The 21,515-nt window shown below is 68.7% G+C and carries 20 protein-coding genes; 10 read left to right on the plus strand and 10 right to left on the minus strand.

The features are described from left to right. Positions 1-174: 174 nt before the first annotated feature. The 5 genes from JVH1_RS28370 to JVH1_RS28390 all read right to left on the minus strand — a co-directional run bounded on the left by JVH1_RS28370 (position 175) and on the right by JVH1_RS28390 (position 5,636). A complete protein-coding gene (locus JVH1_RS28370) occupies positions 175-1,161 on the minus strand; it encodes an isopenicillin N synthase family oxygenase (RefSeq protein ID WP_009474486.1) in 987 nt (328 codons plus the stop codon). Between the two features lie 31 nt (positions 1,162-1,192). After that, positions 1,193-1,477 (minus strand): GNAT family N-acetyltransferase, encoded by a 285-nt coding sequence (locus JVH1_RS28375; protein WP_051033662.1) that lies wholly within the window; start codon positions 1,475-1,477, stop codon positions 1,193-1,195. A 132-nt stretch (positions 1,478-1,609) separates the two neighbouring features. Then, complete coding sequence (locus tag JVH1_RS28380; protein WP_009474484.1) at positions 1,610-3,106, minus strand: aldehyde dehydrogenase; 1,497 nt, start codon at positions 3,104-3,106, stop codon at positions 1,610-1,612. Between the two features lie 35 nt (positions 3,107-3,141). Beyond that, a complete protein-coding gene (locus tag JVH1_RS28385; protein ID WP_009474483.1) occupies positions 3,142-3,507 on the minus strand; it encodes a cupin domain-containing protein in 366 nt (121 codons plus the stop codon). Positions 3,508-3,518: 11 nt separating this feature from the next. Beyond that, on the minus strand, positions 3,519-5,636 hold the full coding sequence (locus JVH1_RS28390; RefSeq protein ID WP_043778696.1) for an FAD-dependent oxidoreductase: 2,118 nt from the start codon (positions 5,634-5,636) through the stop codon (positions 3,519-3,521). Positions 5,637-5,866: 230 nt separating this feature from the next. On the opposite strand from JVH1_RS28390, the gene JVH1_RS28395 reads away from it, so the two are divergent. Continuing rightward, positions 5,867-7,408 (plus strand): APC family permease, encoded by a 1,542-nt coding sequence (locus tag JVH1_RS28395; protein ID WP_009474480.1) that lies wholly within the window; start codon positions 5,867-5,869, stop codon positions 7,406-7,408. Positions 7,409-7,494: 86 nt separating this feature from the next. Then, entirely contained in the window at positions 7,495-8,421 is a 927-nt protein-coding gene (locus JVH1_RS28400) for a LysR family transcriptional regulator (protein WP_009474479.1), read from the plus strand. On the opposite strand, the gene JVH1_RS28405 is transcribed toward JVH1_RS28400, so the two are convergent. Next, entirely contained in the window at positions 8,418-9,626 is a 1,209-nt protein-coding gene (locus JVH1_RS28405; protein ID WP_009474478.1) for an enhanced intracellular survival protein Eis, read from the minus strand. The genes JVH1_RS28400 and JVH1_RS28405 overlap by 4 nt on opposite strands. Positions 9,627-9,745: 119 nt before the next feature. Between JVH1_RS28405 and JVH1_RS28410 the strand changes: the two genes are divergently transcribed. After that, entirely contained in the window at positions 9,746-10,423 is a 678-nt protein-coding gene (locus JVH1_RS28410) for a YrhK family protein (protein WP_011594711.1), read from the plus strand. Here the strand turns inward: JVH1_RS28410 and JVH1_RS28415 are convergent. Next, positions 10,381-11,286 carry a dienelactone hydrolase family protein gene (locus JVH1_RS28415; RefSeq protein ID WP_029539397.1) on the minus strand — a complete coding sequence of 302 codons (906 nt, stop codon included), beginning with the start codon at positions 11,284-11,286 and terminating at the stop codon, positions 10,381-10,383. The genes JVH1_RS28410 and JVH1_RS28415 overlap by 43 nt on opposite strands. Positions 11,287-11,479: 193 nt before the next feature. On the opposite strand from JVH1_RS28415, the gene JVH1_RS28420 reads away from it, so the two are divergent. Genes JVH1_RS28420 through JVH1_RS28440 form a run of 5 tightly spaced genes read left to right on the plus strand, consistent with a single transcriptional unit; the run spans position 11,480 to position 15,786 of the window. Next, complete coding sequence (locus JVH1_RS28420; RefSeq protein ID WP_009474474.1) at positions 11,480-12,100, plus strand: flavin reductase family protein; 621 nt, start codon at positions 11,480-11,482, stop codon at positions 12,098-12,100. Further along, on the plus strand, positions 12,097-13,557 hold the full coding sequence (locus tag JVH1_RS28425; RefSeq protein ID WP_009474473.1) for a 4-hydroxyphenylacetate 3-hydroxylase family protein: 1,461 nt from the start codon (positions 12,097-12,099) through the stop codon (positions 13,555-13,557). The genes JVH1_RS28420 and JVH1_RS28425 overlap by 4 nt, the downstream gene beginning before the upstream one ends. After that, positions 13,554-13,967, plus strand: coding sequence for a RidA family protein (locus JVH1_RS28430; protein WP_009474472.1), 414 nt, complete (start codon positions 13,554-13,556; stop codon positions 13,965-13,967). Before JVH1_RS28425 ends, JVH1_RS28430 begins: the two co-directional genes overlap by 4 nt. After that, positions 13,964-14,635: a DUF1028 domain-containing protein gene (locus tag JVH1_RS28435; protein WP_009474471.1), complete on the plus strand. Its 672-nt coding sequence runs from the start codon at positions 13,964-13,966 to the stop codon at positions 14,633-14,635. The genes JVH1_RS28430 and JVH1_RS28435 overlap by 4 nt, the downstream gene beginning before the upstream one ends. Then, on the plus strand, positions 14,632-15,786 hold the full coding sequence (locus JVH1_RS28440; protein WP_009474470.1) for a M20 family metallopeptidase: 1,155 nt from the start codon (positions 14,632-14,634) through the stop codon (positions 15,784-15,786). The genes JVH1_RS28435 and JVH1_RS28440 overlap by 4 nt, the downstream gene beginning before the upstream one ends. On the opposite strand, the gene JVH1_RS28445 is transcribed toward JVH1_RS28440, so the two are convergent. Together JVH1_RS28445 and JVH1_RS28450 are read right to left on the minus strand one after the other, a co-directional pair. Continuing rightward, positions 15,783-16,190: a VOC family protein gene (locus JVH1_RS28445; protein WP_009474469.1), complete on the minus strand. Its 408-nt coding sequence runs from the start codon at positions 16,188-16,190 to the stop codon at positions 15,783-15,785. The two genes, JVH1_RS28440 and JVH1_RS28445, sit on opposite strands and share 4 nt — an antisense overlap. 165 nt (positions 16,191-16,355) lie before the next feature. Beyond that, positions 16,356-16,712, minus strand: coding sequence for a cytosine permease (locus JVH1_RS28450; protein ID WP_009474468.1), 357 nt, complete (start codon positions 16,710-16,712; stop codon positions 16,356-16,358). A gap of 145 nt (positions 16,713-16,857) precedes the next feature. Between JVH1_RS28450 and JVH1_RS28455 the strand changes: the two genes are divergently transcribed. Then, positions 16,858-17,601, plus strand: coding sequence for a DUF429 domain-containing protein (locus JVH1_RS28455; RefSeq protein ID WP_043778622.1), 744 nt, complete (start codon positions 16,858-16,860; stop codon positions 17,599-17,601). A gap of 112 nt (positions 17,602-17,713) precedes the next feature. Beyond that, positions 17,714-18,169: a tellurite resistance TerB family protein gene (locus JVH1_RS28460; RefSeq protein ID WP_005254018.1), complete on the plus strand. Its 456-nt coding sequence runs from the start codon at positions 17,714-17,716 to the stop codon at positions 18,167-18,169. A 42-nt stretch (positions 18,170-18,211) separates the two neighbouring features. On the opposite strand, the gene JVH1_RS28465 is transcribed toward JVH1_RS28460, so the two are convergent. After that, complete coding sequence (locus JVH1_RS28465; RefSeq protein WP_009474466.1) at positions 18,212-21,484, minus strand: arabinosyltransferase domain-containing protein; 3,273 nt, start codon at positions 21,482-21,484, stop codon at positions 18,212-18,214. Positions 21,485-21,515 lie beyond the last annotated feature (31 nt).

Here is a 21,515-nt window from a genome sequence, read left to right on the forward strand (position 1 = left end):
TGGGGCCGTGGAACGTCGCCCGGTGGGGCGGATACGGCGAGAGAGAGTCCTGAGTGGAGAGGTGCGTCAGCGCGAGCGCGGACAGATTGCGCTCGCCTGCAGGCGGAGGTCGACGTAGCGCCGAGAGGTCAGGAACAACACTGCGGGAACAATACTCCCGGTGGCGCCGCGGGTTTACTCCGGTTCGGCCTCGTCCGGATACCAGCGGGCGTAGACGTCGGGGTGCGCGCGGGTGCGGCTCTTCCACGCGTTCTCGCCGTACGTGCGATAGAGCGGATTCGCCGGATCGAGTTCGATGCCGCGGGCACGTTCGGCCAGGTGCGGCGGCAGCTCGATGGTCGGGACCGTGGCGTCGAGGGCGGGATTGAGGAAGTACGGCACGGACAGTCGTTCGGGCGCACCGGCGGGGGTGATCACCCGGTGCCGGGTGGCCCTCAGGTACCCGCCGGTCGCGACCTCGAGCAGTTCGCCGATGTTCACCACGAACGAGCCGGCGCGGGCGGGTGCGTCGATCCAGTCGCCGGTCTCAGTTTCCACCTGGAGTCCCGACGACCCGGGTTCGAGGAGCAGCATCGTCAGCACGCCGGAATCCTTGTGGGCGCCGACGCCCTGCTCGCCGGTGTGGTCGGCGCTCGGCCGTTCCGGGTAGCGGACGACCTTGATCAGCGTGGCGGGGGCGTGCGCGAAGGCGTCGTCGAAGATCGCCGGATCGGCGTCGAGTGACGCGGCCCAGTGCCGCAGGAGCCGCATCCCGACGTCGGCGAGCGCGGCGTCGAGGGCCTCGATCGTCTTCTCGAGGTCGGGGAGATCCGCGGGCCATTGATTGGGACCCTGCAGTCTCAGGTAGCCGTCGGCGCCGGGGATCGGTTGCCGTTCGGGGCCGATGTCGATCTGTTCCCGCCAGTCGGTCTCGCCGTTGGTCAGTTCGTCGCCCACCCGGTTGTAGCCACGGAAATGGGGGCTGTTCAGCATCGCGATCGACTGCTTGGAGTCGTCGGGCAGGGCGAAGAATTCCCGCGCGACGGTGAACACCCGATCGAGCAGTTCCCGGTCCACGCCGTGCCCGTCGAGGTAGAAGAACCCCACGTGGTGGGTGATCTCCCGCAGCCGTTCCCGCCCGGCCGGAGTGTCCAGTTCGGCGAAATCGATGACGGGGAGCATCCCTCCACGGTAGCTCCGGTTGGTCGCGGTGTCAGGTCTCCCGGCAGCGCTCGAGCAGCACGCTGTCGTGCCAGACGCCGTCGATCTGTGCGAGTCGTTGCCGCACCCCGACCGTCCGGTAGCCGACCGCGTGGTGCAGTGCGATGGACCCGGTGTTCACCGCCAGCACCGAGGCCTGGAGCGTCCAGATGCCCGAGAAGTTCGCTTCGTCGATGAGCCGCCGCATCAGCGCGGTCCCGACGCCCGCGCCGCGGAACGCCCGGGCCGTGTACACGGAGTTCTCGGCCACCCCGCGGAAGCAGCGCCGCGAGGACATGGGGGACAGGGCGGCTCGACGTGCCCGCGTGGGGTGTCACGTTTCGGGGCGAACGTACCCGCGGGCGCCTCGGGAGCGCCGACGGGTACATTCGCCCCGCCGAGGTCGGGGATCAGCACGGTGTCGTGACGCTCACTGCCGCAGCCGGATCCACGTCGTCTTCAGCCCGGTGTACTTGTCCGTCGCGTGCAGGGAGAGGTCGCGGCCGAACCCGGACTGTTTGAACCCGCCGAACGGGGTCTGCGCGCTGATGGCGTCGACGGTGTTGACGGAGACGGTCCCCGCCCGCAGCGCCGCGGAGACGCGGTGCGCCCGGTTCAGGTTCTCGGTCCACACCGAGGCCGCCAGGCCGTAGGTGCTGTCGTTGCCCATCCGGACGGCGTCGGCCTCGTCGGTGAACGTCTGGACGGTGAGGACGGGCCCGAACACCTCCCGGGTCACCACCTCGGCCGTGGGTGCGACGTCCGCGAAGATCGTCGGTTCGACGAAGGATCCCCGGCCGTCCACGGTGGTTCTGTTGCCGCCCAGCAACACCCGGCCCTCGGACCGGGCGCGGTCGATGAACCCCGCGACGGTGCGAGCGTGGTTCTCGTCGACGATTGCGCCCAGCGTGGAGGCGGGATCGAGCGGATTGCCGGGGCGGATCGACGACGCCCGGCGGACGAGGGCCTCGGTCACCTGTTCGGCCACCGACTCCTCGACCAGCAACCGGGAGTTGGCCGAGCACACCGCGCCCTGGTTGTAGAACGCGCCGAAGACCGCCTTCTCCACCGCCTCGTCGAGATCGGCGTCCGCAAACACCAGGTTGGGGCTTTTGCCTCCGCATTCGAGCCAGACCTGCTTCAGATTCGAGTCCGCCGCATACCGGAGGAACCGCTTCCCGGTCGCGGTCGAGCCGGTGAAGGCGAGGACGTCGACGTCGGGATGCAGGCCCAGCGCCGCCCCGGCGGTGGCGCCGAACCCCGGGACGACGCCCAGGACACCGTCGGGCAGGCCCGCCTCGGCGGCGAGTTCGGCCAGCCGCAGCACCGACAGGGGAGCCTGCTCGGCGGGTTTGAGGACGACGCTGTTGCCCGCGGCGAGGGCAGGCGCCAGCTTCCACACCGCGAGGTCGAGGGGGAAGTTCCACGGGACCACCGCCCCGACGACCCCGAGGGGTTCGCGGGAGACGAGCGCGAGACTCCCGGGATCGGTGGGCGCGATCTCCCCGCCGATCTTGTCGAGGGCTTCGGCGTAGAACCTGAAAAGATCAGCGGCCGAGGGGACGTCGACGGTCAGTGCCTCCACCACGAGCTTGCCCATGTCGAGAGAGTCGAGCAGGGCGAGCTCGTGCCGGTGTTCGAGGATCAGCTCGGCGAGCCGGAGCAGGACCCGCTTGCGGTGCGACGCCGGGCTCCGCGACCAGACGCCCGAGTCGAATGCCTCGCGCGCAGACCGCACCGCGGCGTCGACGTCCGGGGCGTCCGCGGCCGCCACCCGTGCGAGCAGCTCACCGGTGGCCGGGTTGATCGAGTCGAACGTCTCATCGGACTTGGCGGGACGGAACGCGCCGTCGATGAAGAGCTCCCGGCGCGGCGTGATCGTCGCGGCGAGCCGGGTCCAGTCGTCGAGTGTGGTCGGGTCAGGCATCGTCATCCCTCGTGCTCGAAAGTGGTGGTGTGGGATCAGGGAACATAGATGGCGAACTGTTTGAGCAGGGGCTCGTCGACGCGGTACTCGCCGCGCCACCCCTTGGTCAGGGTGAATGCGTCGCCGGATCCGAAGGTGTGCGAGACGCCGTCGTCCGCTGTCAGCGTCACCGAACCCTCCAGCACCCGGGTGTATTCGTCGCCCGGGTAGGACTCGATGTACTCGCGATACGGCTCGGCGCGCCAGGAGCCGACGGTGAACTTCTCGTCGCCGCTGCTCAGGTGGACCATTTCGTGTTCCTTCGGATCGCCCGCCCGGAGCGTGTCCGCGGTGACGTACGCGCTGGGTGTCATCGCCGCGATGTTCCGGGCGTCGGTCGGGATCGGGTGCACTGCGGTCATGGTGGTGTTCCTCAGTTCTGTGCGTTGGCGAGCGGGGGGACGGAGAATCTCTCGACGGGTTCGATGGACAGTCCGGTGACTTCGCGTCGGAAGGCGACCGGGCCCGCGGCGGGTGGTTCGTCCAGTTCCTCGGCGTACCGGTGCCCGGACCAGACCGCCGCCGCGATGGTGGACGGGGCCCAGGCGTCGCCGATGCCGCGGACACTGCGCAGGTCGGCGTCGGCCCATTCGGATTCGCGGGACTGCAGTTCGTGGAACAACCCGTCCTTCGGGAGCCGCGCGGTGACGAGGACGACGCTGTCCGCGTCGACGAACTGCTCGTCGCCGGTGAACGCGCACACGGTGCGGACGCCCTGCGCGGTGACCGCGGTGACGGCGCGATTCACCTGAACGTGCACACCGGCCTTGATGATTCGCTTGCGGATGCGGACCACCTCCATGGTGTTCGTCGTCCACTGCGACACATGCGCGGCCGGCGTGATCAGGGTGACGTCGAATCCCTCCTTGGCGAGGAGTTCGGCGACGACGGCACCGAGGTAGTAGTGGTCGTCGTCGAAGAGCACGACCTTGTTGCCCCGGGGCCGGAGCCCCGCCATCACGTCGTCGGGGGTCAGGACGTCGGCGTGCTCGTCGACGGGAACGGCGTGGGTGTGCCACCGGCCGACGCCGTCGCGGCGCCAGTGCGAGCCCGTCGCGACGACCACGTGCTGGAAGTCGTTCTCGATGACGTCGTCGGCGGTCATCTCGCTCTCCATGAACACGTCCACGTCGGGGAGCCTGCGGAGTTGCTGTTCGCGGTAGTCGACCACGCGGATCCACGCGGACAGGCCGGGCAACTTGGACTCGCGGGTCACGCGGCCGCCGAGTTGCCTGCTCGCCTCGGCGAGGCTGACGTGGTAGCCGCGTTGCCCGAGTGCGCGGGCCGCCTCGAGTCCGGCGGGGCCGGCGCCGACGACGAGGACGTTCGAATCGGTCGAGCGCACCTTGATCCGCTCCGGGTGCCAGCCGCGCCGGAACTCCTCGCCCATCGTCGGGTTCTGGGTGCAGCGGATCGGCGACATGGTGAAGTCGCCGGACACGCAGATATTGCAGCCGATGCACTCCCGGATGTCCTCGAGGTTCCCCTCCTCGATCTTGCGCGGAAGGTACGGGTCGGCGATCGAGGGTCGGGCCGCCCCGATGAAGTCGAGGATGCCGCTCTTGACCTGATGCAGCATCGTGTCGGGCGAGGTGAAGCGGCCGACACCGACGACGGGTTTCGTGGTGAGCTGCTTCAGCCCGCGGACATACGGCTCCTGCTCCGCCTCGGGACCGAACCGCGACGTGACGGAGTCGTCCTCCCAGCTGCCCAGCACGAAGTCCCACAGATCGGGGGTCTCGCCGAGCAGGCCGATCACGTCCTCGATCTCGCTGCGGGTGATCCCCTCGTCGCCGAGGAGTTCGTCGACCGAGATGCGGCACGCCACCGCGGCCTTCCCGTCGGCGACCTCACGCGAATCCTCGAGGATCTCGCGGAGCAGGCGAACCCGGTTGGTCAGGCTGCCGCCGTACTCGTCCGTCCGATTGTTGTACCGGCGGGACAGGAAGTGGTGCAGGCCGCCGATCGCGTGTCCGGCGTACACGTAGACGATGTCGTATTCGGCCTTCAGCGACCGGCGCACCGCCTCCTTGTGCCAGTGCCGGAGGTCGGCGATGTCCGACTTGGTCATCGCCCTCGCCTGGACGGGGTCGTAGTTCCAGGAGACGACGGGCAGATTCTGCGGGCCCAGCGGGGTCTCGCGGCTGATCAGGTTGGGACTGTTCAGGCCGTTGTGGGCGAGCTCGATGCCGGCGAGGGAGTCGCCCTCGTGAATCTTCTCGGAGATCCGGGTCAGGGCGGGCAGGTCCTGGTCGTCCCACAGGCGCAGCTCGATGAACGGGCCGATGTCCGAGGTCGGGTGGATCTCGACCTGCTCGGTGCAGACGACGGCCCAGCCGCCCTCGGCCTTGACGCGCCGCATGTAGGCCTCCCCGGAGGGGTCGCGGTAGCCCATGCCGTTGCAGTGGGGGACTTGGAAGAATCTGTTGCGGGCGGTGACCGGTCCGATCTTGACCGGTTCGAAAAGGATGTCGTATCGCGGATCACGCACGGTGGGTTCCTCACGCTGTTCGGTTCGTGCAGTGCCAGAATCGTCGGTCCGCGCGACCACAACAGTCAACAGGATCTTTCCGTGCCACTGCATCAGTTATTCAGATGCCAACCCGGCGGCTTCCACATCTGGAGAACTGATGCAGTACCCCGGATCTTTGTGCTGTACAGATTTGCCGGTCGCGGACGAGAGTAGTGACCGGCATCACTGCAACGTGAGAGGCACGATCGATGAGCGACAACACCCCCACCGCCCTGGCGGAAGAACAGACGCAACATCTCGAGAAGTCACTCGGCCGTTTCGACATCGTCTTCCTCATCGTCGCGGCGGTGGTGTCGGTCGAGGTTCTCGGTCAGGTCTCCACCTTCGGCGCGGAGACGTTCACGTGGGCACTGGTTCTCGCGGTGTTCTTCCTGCTGCCGTACGGCCTGATCTTCGCCGAGATCGGCAGCACGTTCACCGGCGAGGGCGGTGTGTACGTGTGGGTCCGGAGAGCGTTCGGCCGGCCGCTGGCCGCCCTCGCATCGCTGCTGACGTGGGTGACCCAGCCCGTGTGGGTCGGCGGGTCGATGGCGTTCATCGCCGCGGAGACCTGGAACCACTACGTCACCGCGTTCGAGGAAGGATCGGTGACGGACTACCTGTTCAAACTGGTCTTCATCTGGCTGACGGTGCTCGCGGCCGTCGTGAGTCTGGCTCGCGGCAAATGGATTCCGACGGTCGGCGCATTCCTCAAGATCGTCTTCCTGCTGTTCTTCCTCGTCACCACCGGCATCTACGCCGCGAAGAACGGATTCGCCGGCATCTCGGCGGGCGACTTCAGCCCCACCCTGACCGGGCTCCTCGGCGTGACGCCGCTGCTGCTGTTCTCCTACCTCGGGTTCGAATCCGGAAACAGCGCCGCCGGGGAGATGAAGAACCCCGCCCGCGACGTCCCGATCTCGATCGCCCGCGCCTGCGCCATCGCCGCCGCGTCCTACCTGCTGCCGATCTTCGCCATCCTGCTCGTCGTCCCCGCGGACGACATCACCGGTGTCGGCGGACTCCTCGAGGCGGTCGCGACCGTGTACAGCGTGTACGGTCCCGCCGCACCCGCCATGCTGACCGTGACCGGGGTGATCTTCGCGGTGATCCTGATGACCCAGGGCGCGGCGTGGATGATCATCAGCGACCGCATGCAGGCGATGGCCGCGGCCGACGGTGCGTTCTTCGGCGGATTCTTCGGCCGCTTCCATCCGCGTCTGGGAACGCCGGTGCGCGTCAACTTCCTGTCCGGACTCGTCGCCACCGTCTTCATGGTCGCGGCCATGCAGATCACCGGCTCCGGCGGTTCCATCTTCGCGGTCGTGCTCACCATCTCGATCTCGACGTTCCTGATCAGCTACCTGATCGTCATCCCGTCGGCGGTCCGCCTGCGCACGCGTTTCCCGGACGTCGTGCGGCCCTTCCGGGTTCCCACCGGAAACGCGGGCTTCCGCGTCCTCGGCATCCTGTGCTTCGCGTGGGTGCTGCTCGGTTCCTGGGTGGCGGTCTTCCCCGGCACCCTGGAATCGGTGTTCGGCCTGGACTACGACTTCGAGGAGATCTGGGGAGTGAACCAGGGGACGTTCGAACTGTTCACCCTCGGGACGCTGGCCGTGCTCGCGCTCCTCGGCGCCGTCGGATACGTGCGTGGCAATTCCGTGCGGTCGGCGAGCGGCCCGCGCCGCACCCGGGAAGACGGCCCCGGATCGCAGCCGGATCCCGACCTCGTGAACGCCGACATCCGCTGACGGTGTCGCGTCCGCCGCGTGTGTCGTGGGTGGCTCCCCGGTCGGAGACCTGCAATCCTGGTGGCCTCAGATCCCGAGGAGAGTGCATGCAACGACGACCCGACGTGACGTTCACCCAACTGAGGTATTTCGTCGAGGCCGCGAACTTCTCCAGCATGACGAAGGCCGCCGACGAACTGATGGTCGCGCAGTCGGCGGTCTCCTCGGCGGTCTCCCAACTCGAGCATCAGATCGGCACCCAGCTCTTCATCCGGCAACGGTCCCGCGGACTGGTCCTCACCGCTGCGGGGGAGGAGATGCTCCGCGACACACGCAGCGTCCTCGCCCACCTCGGTGAGGTTCTCGACGCGGCGCGCGGCCACCAGGACAACGTGCGGGGAACGGTGCGCCTGGCCTGCTTCGTCACCCTCACTCCGTTCATCCTCCCGACACTGATCTCGGACCTGCGCGATCAGCACCCCGACCTGGAGGTCGAGGTCGTCGAGACGCAGGCGGAGGCGGTGCGGGCGGCGCTGCGCAACGGCACCGCGGAACTGGCCCTGACCTACGACCTCGCGCTGGGCGACGACATGGAGACGGAGACGCTCGGCGTTGCCAAGCCGCACGTCATCCTTCCGCCGGACCACCGGCTGGCCGGCCACGACGCGATCACCCTCGCCGACCTCGAGGGCGAACCCATGGTGTTGCTGGACCTGCCGAGCAGCCGCGACTACTTCCTGGCGATGCTGTCGGCGGCGGGGGTCACGCCGGTGGTCCGGTACCGGTCGGCGAGCTACGAAACGGTGCGCGGACTCGTCGCCCGCGGCCACGGCTTCTCGATCCTCAACCAGCGGCCCGCCGAGGGCCGGACCTACGACGGCGGACGCGTCGCGACGCTGCCCATCGCCGACGACGTTCCCGGCCTCCCGGTGGTGCTTGCCCGGCTGAAGGGTGTGCGGAGCACGGCGCGGGCCCGGGCCGTCGCCGAACGGGCGCGGGCCGTGTTCGCGAAACAGGCGGGTTCGGCCCGCTAGAACGGCCACCCCATCTGGGCGTCGCGGTCGGCGCCGAAGGCGTGATCGAAGCGGTCGAGGACGTCGGGGTCCGCGGCCTGCAGCCGGTTCGCGGCGGCGAAGGTGCGTGCCCGGTGGGCGCCGAGATACAGGCTGCCCAGCACGTCCAGGTCGAGCACCACCTGCGGGGTGGAGTCGGTCGGGGTGCACAACGCGGTGCCGTCCCGCACGGTCAGCGCGAACCGCCCGCCGGCGTCCAAAAATCCGTCGTCGACCTGGATCACGACGTCGAAGTCTGTTCGGTACCTGCGGGCCTCGAGTGCGGCGGGCACGTCCATGATCCGGACCCACAGTTCGTCGTGGCGCGAGGTGGTGCGTACCAGCCGGCCGTCGGTCAGCAGATACGGCAGTGGGTCCTCGGGGGTGAGGTGCGCTTCGATGCGCCGCACGAGGTCCAGGCCGAGCAGTGCTCGCCACAGCGCGGCGTGCGCGTCTCGCGTGACGGTGCGGATCTCCTCCACCCGGGCGACGGTTCCGTTGTCGCCGGACACGCGACGGTAGAGCACGTAACCGTCGTCGTGCACGAGCCCGAACAGGCTTGTGCCGCCGCCACGCTCGCTCTCACGGTCGGCGAAGATCCGATTCCACACGATCTCGGGCCGCACCTGCGCCCCCGGGGTCACCCGTTGCCAGCGGTCGTAGACGTCGGTGAACGCGGCCCGGGCCTCCGCCGGATGGACCATCCGCACACCACCCGGGTCCGGTGCCTTCGGGTGCGGCACCGCGAATCGGCGGTCGATGCTCGACGTGGTCTCGATGGTCGCGGGTCCGTACCCGAAGCGTCCGTAGATCCCGCCCTCACTGGCCGTGAGGAGCGACAGCGGGACCCCCGACGTCCGGATGCGGTCGTGATGTTCGGTGTAGAGCGCGCGGAGGAGGCCGCGGCGTCGATGGGTGGGCGCGACCGTCACCGCGGTGACGCCCGCCGCGGGAACGCCCTCGCCACCGGGAACGGTGACGGTCATCGGGATGTCCATGGTGGCGCCGACCACCGCGTCCTCGTAGACCGCGATGATCGGCGGCGCGCCGCTGACGAGTTGCCTCCAGTGGGCGGTGAACTCCTCGGTCTGCGGTGTCACGAAGCAGATCTCGTTGAGCAGGGTGATCTTCGGCCAGTCCCGTTCGGTGGCCGTTCTGATCGTGATGCCGGCGGTGGTCGTCGTCATTCCCCGACACTGGCACACCCCACGTGGACTCGCAGCCGAATTTCGGCGTCCGACCTTGACCCGGTGCGCGCTTTCGGAGAGTCTGAAACCTTGCCGACCGGTGAGGGGGTGACGTCACGGTGTCGAATGACCACCCCTCGTCCGCGCCTCGCCGCACGCTCCGGCTGCGCCGCGAGTCCTGGGGATTCGTGATCGGCTCCTTCCTGTTCGGGCTGGCGGCCACCCGGGTGTACGGGCACGCGGTCGGCGCCGAGATCGACAACATCACCTACTTCGTCGGGTCGCTGTTCTTCACCACCGCCGGGTTCATCCAGTTGCGGCTCAGCGGCAGGCCGGTGCCCGGGGAGGACTCCGCGACGGTCGAACGCTACGACTGGTGGGCGGCGCTGATCCAGTTCGTCGGCACCCTGCTGTTCAACGTGAGCACCGGCGTCGCGCTGATCCAGGGCCTCACCGTCGAACAGGACCGGGTGTGGGGGTGGCGTCCCGACATCTTCGGGTCGACGGCATTCCTCGTCGCCAGCGGTCTGGCTGTGGTGGCCACCACCGAAACCGACAAGCTGTGGGATCCGCATGCCCGCAACTGGCGCAGCACCTGGTTGAACATGATCGGGTCGGTGGCGTTCGGAGTGTCCGCGGTCGGCGCGTTCATCGTGCCCGGCACGGACTCGCTGAAGAACCCGACGATCGCCGATCTGGGCACGTTCGTGGGTGCGGTCTGTTTCCTCGTGGCCGCACTGCTGATGCGCCCGCCTCACCCCAGGTATTCGCCGAACCAGGCGAGGACACGTTCGTAGGCCTCGGCTGCCGCGGTCGCGTTGTAGCGCGGCCCGGTGTCGTTGAAGAACGCGTGATCGGCGCCCGGAACCGTGACGATCTCGTGCGGTAGTCCCGCCTTCGCGAGTGCGGCGGCAGCGGCGTCCCGGGACGCGTTCACCCGGGCGTCCAATTCCGCGTAGATGGCGAGGACCGCGGCCTTCGACCCGGAGAAATCGGCGCCCTCGGGCAGGGGCCCGTAGAAGGGGACCGCCGCAGCCAGCCTCGGCTCACCGGACGCGAGGAGTTGCCACACCATCCCGCCGCCGAAACAGAACCCGACCGCCGCGATCTTCTCGTCCGGCACCCGACGCCCGAGTTCGTCGACCCCGGCCTTCATGTCGGCGACGAAGCGCGCCGGCGGCACGGTGGCCAGCGCGGCGGTCGCCTGCGCCTGATCGGTGAACGTCGCGGTCCCGCCCTCCTCCGAGAGCAGGTCGAGGGCGAGCGCGGAGTAGCCGGCACCCGCGAATCGTCCCGCCACCGAACGGATGTGGTCGGTCAGGCCCTTGTTCTCGTGTATGACGAGGACCGCTCCGCGAGGTGTGGCGGCGTCGGCCCACGCACCCTGCAGGACGCGGCCGTCCGGCCCGGGGAACGTCACCGCTTCGGTCTCGACGGCCTCGGCCGCTCCCGGCGGTGGGGGCGTCGCTCCGCCGGGCGTCACCGGCGCCGACGTCGGCGACTCGTCGCTGTCGGTGGAACAGGCGGCGAGCAACGAGGACGCCGCCGCCACGCCGAGGCCGATGAGTCCGAGTCTTCGCAACGCCTCGCGGCGGGACAGCAGCCCGTCGGCATGGTCGATCGCGATCTCCTCGGCGATATAGCGTTGCAGTGGCGTCATGATCGTCCCCGTCCGCATCGGCTGATGTAGGGAATTATCCCTGGTCGAACCCGTGATCGGCATCGGTTCCCAGTTCATCACTTTTCCTTATGCAGTGCGCCACTTATCTGTGTTGTACAGATTTCACCGGGGACCTCAAGATTGGTGCAACGGCACGAACTCCTCGCTCACCGCACACAGAAAGGAGCCCGTCATGCCGATCGCTGACCGTCACCCAGCCGTCGAAACGACGGCCCGAACATCGGTGGCCCCACCGATGCCGGACAACTCGACCGCGAACTTCGTCATGGCCATGAGCGCCGTCGCGACCGGAGTCACCGTCGTCGCGACCGACGGTCCAGGCGGGCGCGCCGCCCAGACCGTGAGTGCGATGTGCTCCGTCTCGGCCGACCCGGCACTGGTGCTGGTCTGCCTGCACGGACGAAGCCCGGTCAACGACGCGATCTCCGAGAACGGCGTCTTCTGCGTCAATGTGCTTGCCACCCAGCACGATCACGTCGCCGACACCTTCGCCGGCCGCCCCTGGCCGGGCAAGCGGCGGTGGGACTTCACCTGCGGGCACTGGACCGTGGCCGAATCCGGCTCACCCCGCGTCCACGACGCGATCGCGTCGTTCGACTGCACCGTCCACGACGTCATCGAGGCCGGTACCCACCGTGTCTACATCGGACGCGTCGCCGCCGTGGAGGCACACCCCGGCGAACCCCTCGTGTACGCCTCCCACACCTACAGCAAGCCCGCAGCGTTCGAACCTTCCACCTTTCCCGACTACCCGGACGCACACCCCGCGCCGAGGACGAGGAGCACGAAATGATCCGCACCGGAGACGAATACAGGGAGTCCATCAGAGACGGCCGTGAGGTCTGGGTCGACGGGGAGCGCGTCAAGGACGTGGCCGACCACCCCATGTTCAAGCCGATCGTCGACGTGCGGGCACGCATCTACGACCTCGCGCACGAGGAGGCCACGCAGGACGCGATGACCTATGTCGATCCCGAATCCGGCGAACGCAACGCCATCGCCAACAAGCTTCCCCGCACGCAGCAGGACTGGCTCGACAAGCGCGCCGCCGTCGACCTGGTCCTCGAGGACACCCGGGGCGTGGTCACCCGAGTCGGTGACGAGACCATCGGCGAGATGTGGTCGCTGTTCGACGGCCAGGACGTCCTCAACGAGGTGGACCCGCGCTTCTCGGAGAACATCCGCCGCCACCTGGACCGGTCGGTCCGGGAGGACCCGTTCCACGTGTCGGCGAACACCGACCCGAAGGGCGACCGGTCCAAGGCGCCGCAGGATCAGGACCCCGACATGCTCCTGCACGTCGTGAAAGAGACCGACAACGGCATCGTCGTGCGCGGCGCGAAGTACGAGACCGCCGCCGCCTACTCCAACCAGGCGTTCACCAAACCCACCATCGCCAACTGGGGCAACAGCGAACTGTCCGACTACGCTGTCGGATTCGTGCTCGACATGGGCGCGCCGGGGCTGAAGTACATCTCCCGCAACGGGTTCGCCGGCCGCGCGCCGTCCGCCGACTACCCGCTCGCCAACCGGGTCGACGAGGTCGAGTCCCTCGTCGTCTTCGACAACGTCGAGATCCCCTGGGAAGACGTCCTGTTCTACCGGCACACCCGGGCAGCCACGTTCATCCGCTCCACCCTGCACCGCTACAGCGCGTTCCCGTTCGTGCAACGCACTCTGCACCTCGCCGATCTGATGATCGGATCCGCACTGTGGAACGTCAAGCAGAGCGGCCTCGAGAAGCAGCAGGCGGTGCAGGAGAAGCTCGCCCAGCTCGCCTGCTACCGGGAGACGATCAACGCCCACCTCACCGCGGCCATCTCGCTCGCGGAGCCCAGCCCCGGCGGCCTGCTCATGCCCAACCAGTCCCTCCTCTACACCGGCCGGGTGATGGCGCTCAGCCAGCTGCCCGCGATGATGCACATCGCCCGCGAACTGTGCGGCGGCCAGATCTGCATCACCCCGGACGCCGCCACGTTCGCCGACCCCGACGTCGCGCCGTGGCTGGAGAAGTTCTACTCCATCAACGACAACTGGGTGGCCGACGACCGTCGCAAGCTCCTCGCATTCGCCCGCGACCTGCTCAACAGCGACTACGCGGGACATCGCCTGACGTTCCAGCTCTTCGCCCAGTCACCGCCATTCGCGCAGCTCGCCGCCGTCTACCGCAACTTCGACTTCGACGGTCCGCTCGGGCTGGTCAAGGCCGCAGCGGGGCTGTCGGACAACGTCGACGGAGGTGCGGCATGACCACCCACACCCGCATCCGCCCGTTCAATACCCGCGACACGTACCCGGAACAGAACCTCGACAACGACCTCGCGCAAGCGGTCGTCGCCGGCGGAGTCGTGTATCTCCGCGGGCAGATCGGACAGGACCTCGACACCCGGGAGTCGGTGGGAATCGGCGACGTCGAGGCCCAGGCCGAGAAGGCGATGGCGAACATCGCGATGCTGCTGAAGGAATCGGGCAGCCGGCTCGAGGACGTCGTCAAGGTCACCATCTACCTGGTGGACATCCGGTACCGGGAGACCGTCTACCGGGTGGTCGGACGCTGGCTGAAAGGTGTGCATCCGGTGTCCACCGGCATCGTCGTCGACGCCCTCGCCCGGCCCGAATGGCTCGTCGAGATCGACGCGACGGCAGTGATCAGCTCATGACGTTCTCACTCGTCGCCCGCGAATCCGGGGGCGCGTTCGGGATGGTCGTCTGCTCCTCCAGCCCCGCCGTGGCCGCACGCTGCCTGCACGTGCGGTCCGGGGTCGGTGTCGTCGCCTCCCAGAACGTGACCAATCCGCAGCTGGGGCCGATCGGCCTCGACGCGCTCGCCTCGGGTGCGAATGCGGAAACCGCACTGAAAACCGCTCTCGCGCAAGAGAAGTTCCCGGAGTACCGCCAGGTCGTCGTCGTCGATGCGGACGGCGGCACCGCAGTGCACTCGGGCGCGCAGACGTTGGGCATCCACAGCAGTGCGCAGGGCGGCGGCGCCGCCGTCGCCGGCAACATGCTCCGCGACGAAGGGGTCATCCGGTCGCTGCTGTTCGGCTACGTGTCGAGCACGGCTCCGACGTTCGAGGGCAGACTGCTCGACGGACTCACCGCGGCCGTCATCGCCGGCGGGGAGGCGGGGCCCGTGCACTCGGCGGGAATCCAGGTGGTCGAGGACGTGCCCTGGCCCGTCACCGATCTGCGCGTCGACTGGCACGACGACCCGGTCGGCGAACTGCGCCGGCTGTCGGCGGTGTGGGAACCGCAGAAGCGGGACTACCGGGCGCGGGGTGTCGACCCGACGGCCGCCCCGTCCTACGGCGTGCCGGGGGACCTGTGAGCGCCGACACCGCGGTTCGTGACGGAGCCAGGAGGGCGGAAGACCGGATCCTGGCTCTGTCGCACGACCTTCACGCCCACCCGGAGGTCGCGTGGGAGGAGGAACGTTCCTGCGTCCGGGTGGCCGGGGTGCTGTCGGACGCCGGTTTCACGGTGGAGCAGCAGTACGTCGGACTGCCCACCGCGTTCCGCGCGCACGTCGGTTCCGGACCGCTGCACCTCGCGGTCTGCGCGGAATACGACGCGCTCCCCGGGCTCGGGCACGCGTGCGGGCACAACGTCATCTCCGCCATCTCGGTGGGGACGGCGCTGGCCCTCGCCCCGCTGGTCGACGACCTCGGGATCACCCTGTCGGTACTCGGCACCCCCGCCGAGGAAGGCGGGGGCGGCAAGATCGACATGTTGAAACGCGGAGCGTTCGAGGGCGTCCACGCCGCCGTCATGGCCCACCCCGGCCCGGTCGACGTCGCCCGGGCCGAACCGTACGCGGTGTCCCACAGTCACATCCGGTACGACGGCAAGGCAGCACACGCCGCCGCGTACCCGGAACGGGGCGTCAACGCGGCCGACGCGTTCACGGTGGCGCAGGTCGCCATCGGGCTTCTCCGGCAACAGCTTCCGTCGAGCACGCGAGTGCACGGAATGATGACCCGCGGGGGAGAGGCGCCCAACGCCATCCCCCAGCGCACCGAAGGTCGCTGGTACGTGCGCGCGGAGACGCTGGAGGAACTGGCCCGCATCGAACCCCGCGTGGCCCGCTGCTTCGAGGCCGGCGCCATCGCAACCGGCTGTAACCTAACCATCGCCCCCGAAAGCGAACCGTACTCGGAGTTCCGCACCGACGAAGCGCTGCTTGCGTCGTACGTCCGGCACGCGGAGGGACTGGGCCGCGTGTTCCGCACCGGCGCGGACTCGCTGATGAACCGGGCCTCCACCGACATGGGCAACGTCTCGCAGGTGATTCCCGCGATCCACCCCTACATCGGAATCGACTCCGCGCCTGCCGTCAACCATCAGGCCGAGTTCGCCGCGGCCAGCGCCGCGCCCGCCGCAGACCGGGCGGCCGTCGACGGCGCGCTGGCCCTCGCCCTGACCCTGCTCGACGCCTGCGGCTCCGCCGCCCGTGAGTACTTGTTAACCGCCCGACGTTAAGAAGTACTCACGGGTGGAGCAAAGAATTCGAGCGCGATGTTGTCCGGGTCGCGGAACGAGATGCCGGACCCGTAGTGCGCCGTCTTGATGCCCCCGTGCTCGATGCCGAGGGCGTCGAGCCGCTCCACCCACCGGGGCAGCGCGTCGGGGGAACACTGGAACGCGATGTGGTCGAGTCCGACCTGCCGTTCGTCGAACCGTGCGGGAGCGCCGCTGTCGGGGTGCGTGTGGAGGCCGAAGAGCATGCCGCCGTCGAGCGCGAACACCGTGTGGTGGAAGGTTCCCGATTCCTCGTCCTCGTCGAGCACGGGGGCTGATTCGAACAGTGCGGTGTACCAGGCGGTGCTGGCCGGTAGGTCGGACACGGTGATCGCGACGTGGGTGAGGCCCGGGAAACTGGACATCTGCGACAACTTCCTTCTCCGGTGAATCGGTCTCTTCTTTCGACCCTAGCGAGCCGGCGCTGCCGGGTGGTGGACAAACGCGAAACCCTGCCCGAGCGGGCAGGGGCGGGCACCACGCACACCGCCCGAGCCTGTAACGGGCTCGGGCGGTGCGGTGTTCGAGGACTACAGGCGCGCAGGCTCACGCGTCGCGGCGGACGTGCTCTTCGCTCCGGTCGAACCGCGCCGGGCCAGGAGCAGGTAGATGGGTCCGGTCACCACGAGTCCGGCCACCCAGGACAGGTCGGCGCCGCCGAGGAACGCGGACACCGGGCCCGTGTAGAGGGACGTGGCCAAGAACGGAATCTGGACGATGATGCCGAACAGACTGGGTCCGAGGGCGCCGGTCACGATCGGGAGCGGGGCGAGGTTGCCGCCGAACCACAGCGTGAACAGATCACGAACCTTGCCGTGGCGATCGGATTCCGGGACGTACCCGATGGTGTGCTTCTCCGGCATCGGGGCGACGTGGGTGTCGGGCATCAATCCTCCGAACGGCGCAGGTGCGCCACTTCTAGGTCGAGTCGTGCAGACCACAATGGCCGGAGGCCGTGTATCTGTACAGAACAACTAACTGATGCGTTGCATCACTTGTTCTGATTCAGCAGGTCGGGGCTAGCCTGGGCCGATGCGCACCGTGGGAGTCGACCTGGCTGCCGAGCCGAAGAAGACGGCCCTGGCGATCATCGACTGGTCCGACGGTGTCGCCCGCGTCGAGTCCGTCCGGCTGGGAGCCGGGAACGACGCCGTCACCGAGGCCGTGCTGGCCTGCGACAGGACCGGTATCGATGCACCGTTCGGCTGGCCCGACGCATTCGTCCGCATGGTGTCCGAGCATCACGCCGGCCGGCTGTCCGCAACCAACGGCCTCGCCAACCGCGAGGGGCGTCGACCGTTGACGAAGCGGCGCACCGACCTCGTGGTGCAGTCCGCGACGGGGATATCCCCGCTCAGTGTGTCGGCGGATCTCATTGCGCACGTCGCGTTGCGCTGCGCCGGAATTCTCGCGGAACTCGGCGACCTCGGCGTCGACGTCGGACGCGTCGACGGCCGCGTGGTCGAGGTGTATCCGGCGGCCGCGCTGCGCACCTGGGGGCTGGTGTCGCGGGGATACAAGAGCGCGCAGAACCGGGTGACGCTGGGGGAGTTGGTCGACGCGCTCCTGGCGGCCGCGGACTGGTTGGAACTCGGTGCATTCCAGTCGATCTGCCGCGAATCGGACGACGCCCTCGACGCGGTGCTGGCCGCCGTCATCGCGCGGGCCGCGGCCGTCGGCCACACAGCACTACCCGGGGGCGACGACCGCGCCATCGCCGAGCGGGAGGGGTGGATCCACGTGCCGACGGGAGACCTGCAGGCGCTGCAGCCCTAGCGGCGGATTCCTGTGACTGCGCTGGTAGACCGACCGCGGCGACGCCCCCGGGCGAAACCTGGCAAATTGGACACCACACGCACCGTGCGTGGGCACATGAAGAAGGAGTCCAATGGCTTTCTGGGATCAGCTGAAGGCAAAGGCGTTCGAGATGAACGGCCAGCTCAAGACCAAGACGGCACAGTTCCAGAACAAGGAGTTCGCCAACGCCAGCATGGCCATGTGCGCCCTCATCGCCGCGGCGGACGGGACCATCGACCCGTCCGAGCGTCAGAAGACGGCGGCGCTGATCACCAGCAACGAGGCGCTGAGTGTGTTCCCGTCGGACGAGTTGAGTCAGAAGTTCGACTGGTACTGCAGCAAACTGCAGTCCGATTTCGAGTTCGGCAAGATCGAGGCCACCGCGACCATCGCGAAACTGAAGTCCAAGCAGGATCAGGCACGTGCCGTCATCCAGATCGGCATCGTCATCGGTGGCGCCGACGGCAACTTCGACCAGCACGAGCGAAACGTGGTGCGCGACGCCTGTTTCGCCGTCGGCATCGCCCCGGCGGAATTCGAACTCTGAGGTGATCGGTGACGCGCCCGGGGCGGGCGCGTCACCCGACGCTCAGTAGGCCGTGATGATCGGCGCCGGGTTCCACATGCCCGAACGCTGAATCCGGGTGGTGTCGATCTCCGCCGTCTTCGCGCCGGGGTCGAGCGGGGAGTACTGCTCCACTCCGCCCCAGTCACGGTCCCAGTCGTCGCGCAGATACGACGGTATGGTTCGGCTCGCCCGGGTCATCTCGATCCAGCCCAGGGGGCCTCCGCCGTACCGGTCCTGCCACAGGCTCGTCATGATCGCGCCGGGACGGTCGGGAAGGATCCGGTACTCGGGCGCCTCCGCGACCCCCGTGCGGTGGTCGAACGGTCGCTGGCACGGAAAGGCAAGTCCCACAGCCCAGTCGATCATCACGGGTGCGTCGGATCCGATCACGTCGTTCAGTGTCTGCGTCCGCGGAACACGCGGCGGTGTCACCGCCAGCCACTGCTGCGGATCACTGTCCGAGTCCGACGCCACGAGTCGGATGACATTCGTATCGCCTGGCAGGGAATCGAGCGGGACGCGCAGATTCCGCCAGGACGGTGCCGGGCCGATGTTGATCGGCGTCACGCGTCCCGACACCGCGACCGCGCCGTCCGGCCCCGTGGTGCCGTATTCCACCTCGAGGTTCTGGCCGTAGGTGACGACGCCGTCCGCGTCGACGGAGTGGATGCGGCCCGCCGCGGCGATGGAGATGATGTCGCCCGCCCCGGCGTCCGAGTCGGGATTCGGCAACCGGAACCAGCCGGTGGTCAGTGACGCGTCGCCGTCGCTGCCGTCGCTGCCGAGGACCGGCGTGCGGTCGGGATCGAGGCCGAAGGGCAGGGCCACCGCGCTGCCGTTGACACCCACCACGCCGGCGCCGCCGCCGGTGCCCGCAGCGTTGCTCGACGCCGTCTGCTCGGTGTTGTCGGTCTTGACGGAGTTGGCGACCCCCGCATCCGACGATTCCTCGTCGGCACTGAGGTCGCCGGCGACGCCGTTCGGTGTGAAGCCGACAGTGCCGGTACCCGCCAGAGCGGTGGCGGCGTCGCCGGACAGCGGTTGCAACAGCGACGCGTTCGGATCGGTTTCGAGCAGGACGTCGTTGGCGAGACCACACGGTGCGCCGGTGACGGCGTCGACGTTGGAACGGGCGAGGGAGAACGCGGGATACTGCGCGACCGCGCCCTTCGCCATCGACAGCACCTCGAACAGCACCATCGCGGCGGCCGCCACCGTCAGCGGCGGGATCGCCCACAACCGGCGTCGCCGCACGGAGTCGGTCCGGGTGTAGGGCTCGCGGAAGTAGCACCACGCCGCGACCAGCAGCATCACCAGCGTGGCGCCGAGCAGGATCGTGCCGGCACCCAGGCCGGCGATCGACACGGGCTTGTCCCACCACGGGACGCTGTAACTGGACACGTACCACCACCCATTGGTGCTGGTGAAACACATCGCCAGCAGGAACAGCAGGGCGGCCGCGAACAGGGCGCGGTTGCGTGGCGAGCGCACCACGGCGGTGCTCACCGCCACAGAGGCCAGGACGGCGAGCGACCCCGCGAGGCCCGCGTAGATGCCGAAGTGGTGCGTCCACTTGGTGGGCGTGAACATCATCAGCCCCATCGCGGCGAGCGTGATGCCGATGAGCCGCCGCGACGGTCCGGCCGCGGTCCCGGGAATCCGGCCACCCTTGCGGAGCATCACGAGAACCGTCACGGCCAGGCTCAGCACCATCACGAACACGCCGAACCGGCGCGACAGGGAACCGTCGACGGAGATGTTCAGCAGGTACTGGTAGCGGAGGTACTCGTCGAACCAGGGAACGTTGGGACCGATCGCATGAACGTGCTGCATCTCCATGACGGCGGCGAGGGTCTGGTCGGCGAACACCGCCACGAGGATCACGGTCCCCGACGCGACGAGCGGCGCCAGCAAGGCGACGTATCCCACCGTCTTGGCCCGCGCGATCACGATCTGCAGGATCGGCCGGGCGCCCGCGACGAGGGCGCCGAAACAGATCAACCCGGACGGACCCGCGGTCAGCGTGGCCGCACCGACCAGGATCGCCACCGCGGCGGGCAGCAGTCGCCGGGTCGCGACGGCGCGTTCCACCGAGCACCAGGTGAGCAGCACGCCCACCGCGACGATCGGTTCGGGCCGCAGACCGTTGTTGTACGGGAGCCAGAACGCGAGGAACACCAATCCGCCGGTCCACAGCGCGAGTCGGTTGCCGCGGACCGCGGCGCCGAGTCGCGGCGCGACTTCACGGCTGATCACCAGCCACGCGACGATGCCGGCGAGCAGCGCGGGCAGACGCACGAACGGGCTCGCCGGGGTGATGTTCGCCAGCACCGCGAGGACGTCGTAGTACGGAGACCCGAACGGCGCCTCCGGGACGCCGTACCAGCGGAAGTAGTTGGCCATGTAGCCCGCGGACTCGGACGTGCGGGCCATGTTGAACTGATAGCCGTCGTCGGAGGTGGAGGCGCCGATGAAATGCCACAGCACCAGCGTGCCGATGACGACGGCGTCGACGGCCCCGAACGACCACCAGCGGGTGGGCAGGAATCGTCGTGCCCGGCGTCCGTCCACGTTGTCGAGACGGTGCAGAGCCACCAGCGCCAGAATCGTCGCGAGCGCGCCCACCACCATGGCGGCGAACTTGAGGGTCGACGGCGTCGACGAGAAGCGGCTGTCGATCTCTGCCGTCACCTGCAGCCCGTCGGGCGCCGCACCGTCGAGGTCGCTGAAGATGCCCACCATCTGCGGGCGGAGGTCGCCGTCGACGACGGTCGGTGCGTCCTCGCCCCCCGCGACGACACCGGCGGTGGTCCGCGTGGAATCCGACGACACCACGAGCGTGCAGTCTGCGGGTAGCTGGTCCAGCGGCGACGACAGCAGCACCTTGTTCCGCAACAGCACCTCGACGCCGGCGGGACCGTCCGGGGTCGGGGGATTCACCCTGGCGACCAGTCCGTACTTCCCGGCGTCGGCGGCGCCGGCGGGGGCGGTGGAGGTCAGGATCCCGCCGCGGTCGGCGAGTTCGCCGACCGCCGAACAGGGGATCCGCACGTCGAGGCTCAGCGGCGCGTAGGTGACGAGCGGTGCTTCGACGCTTCCGGTGCTGCCGTTCTGCGGCCAGCTGAGGGTCGCGTTGTCCTGCTCGACCGGAAGGAACGGGAGCGACAAGGTGAGCAGCACTCCGAAGACGGAGGCGATGATCGCGAGAAGACGGGTCGAGCGGACCGGCTGACCGAGGGGCGACGACTGGGGCGGGGTCTCGATCGGCGTCTCGTCCGAGTCGTCTCTGGACACATTCGCCGATTCCAGCCTGCTCTCAGTCACG

Source organism: Rhodococcus sp. JVH1, from assembly GCF_000280725.2.
GTDB lineage: Bacteria > Actinomycetota > Actinomycetes > Mycobacteriales > Mycobacteriaceae > Rhodococcus_F > Rhodococcus_F jostii_A.

Excerpts from the sequence above, each read along its gene's own strand:
- JVH1_RS28405 (WP_009474478.1), bottom strand. The coding sequence starts at position 9,626 with ATGACGACGACCACCGCCGGCATCACGATCAGAACGGCCACCGAACGG.
- JVH1_RS28450 (WP_009474468.1), bottom strand. The coding sequence starts at position 16,712 with ATGCCCGACACCCACGTCGCCCCGATGCCGGAGAAGCACACCATCGGG.
- JVH1_RS28385 (WP_009474483.1), bottom strand. The coding sequence starts at position 3,507 with ATGACCGCAGTGCACCCGATCCCGACCGACGCCCGGAACATCGCGGCG.
- JVH1_RS28435 (WP_009474471.1), top strand. The coding sequence starts at position 13,964 with ATGACGTTCTCACTCGTCGCCCGCGAATCCGGGGGCGCGTTCGGGATG.
- JVH1_RS28395 (WP_009474480.1), top strand. The coding sequence starts at position 5,867 with ATGAGCGACAACACCCCCACCGCCCTGGCGGAAGAACAGACGCAACAT.
- JVH1_RS28415 (WP_029539397.1), bottom strand. The coding sequence starts at position 11,286 with ATGACGCCACTGCAACGCTATATCGCCGAGGAGATCGCGATCGACCAT.
- JVH1_RS28430 (WP_009474472.1), top strand. The coding sequence starts at position 13,554 with ATGACCACCCACACCCGCATCCGCCCGTTCAATACCCGCGACACGTAC.
- JVH1_RS28380 (WP_009474484.1), bottom strand. The coding sequence starts at position 3,106 with ATGCCTGACCCGACCACACTCGACGACTGGACCCGGCTCGCCGCGACG.
- JVH1_RS28375 (WP_051033662.1), bottom strand. The coding sequence starts at position 1,477 with ATGTCCTCGCGGCGCTGCTTCCGCGGGGTGGCCGAGAACTCCGTGTAC.
- JVH1_RS28425 (WP_009474473.1), top strand. The coding sequence starts at position 12,097 with ATGATCCGCACCGGAGACGAATACAGGGAGTCCATCAGAGACGGCCGT.
- JVH1_RS28420 (WP_009474474.1), top strand. The coding sequence starts at position 11,480 with ATGCCGATCGCTGACCGTCACCCAGCCGTCGAAACGACGGCCCGAACA.
- JVH1_RS28400 (WP_009474479.1), top strand. The coding sequence starts at position 7,495 with ATGCAACGACGACCCGACGTGACGTTCACCCAACTGAGGTATTTCGTC.
- JVH1_RS28370 (WP_009474486.1), bottom strand. The coding sequence starts at position 1,161 with ATGCTCCCCGTCATCGATTTCGCCGAACTGGACACTCCGGCCGGGCGG.
- JVH1_RS28445 (WP_009474469.1), bottom strand. The coding sequence starts at position 16,190 with ATGTCCAGTTTCCCGGGCCTCACCCACGTCGCGATCACCGTGTCCGAC.
- JVH1_RS28460 (WP_005254018.1), top strand. The coding sequence starts at position 17,714 with ATGGCTTTCTGGGATCAGCTGAAGGCAAAGGCGTTCGAGATGAACGGC.
- JVH1_RS28455 (WP_043778622.1), top strand. The coding sequence starts at position 16,858 with ATGCGCACCGTGGGAGTCGACCTGGCTGCCGAGCCGAAGAAGACGGCC.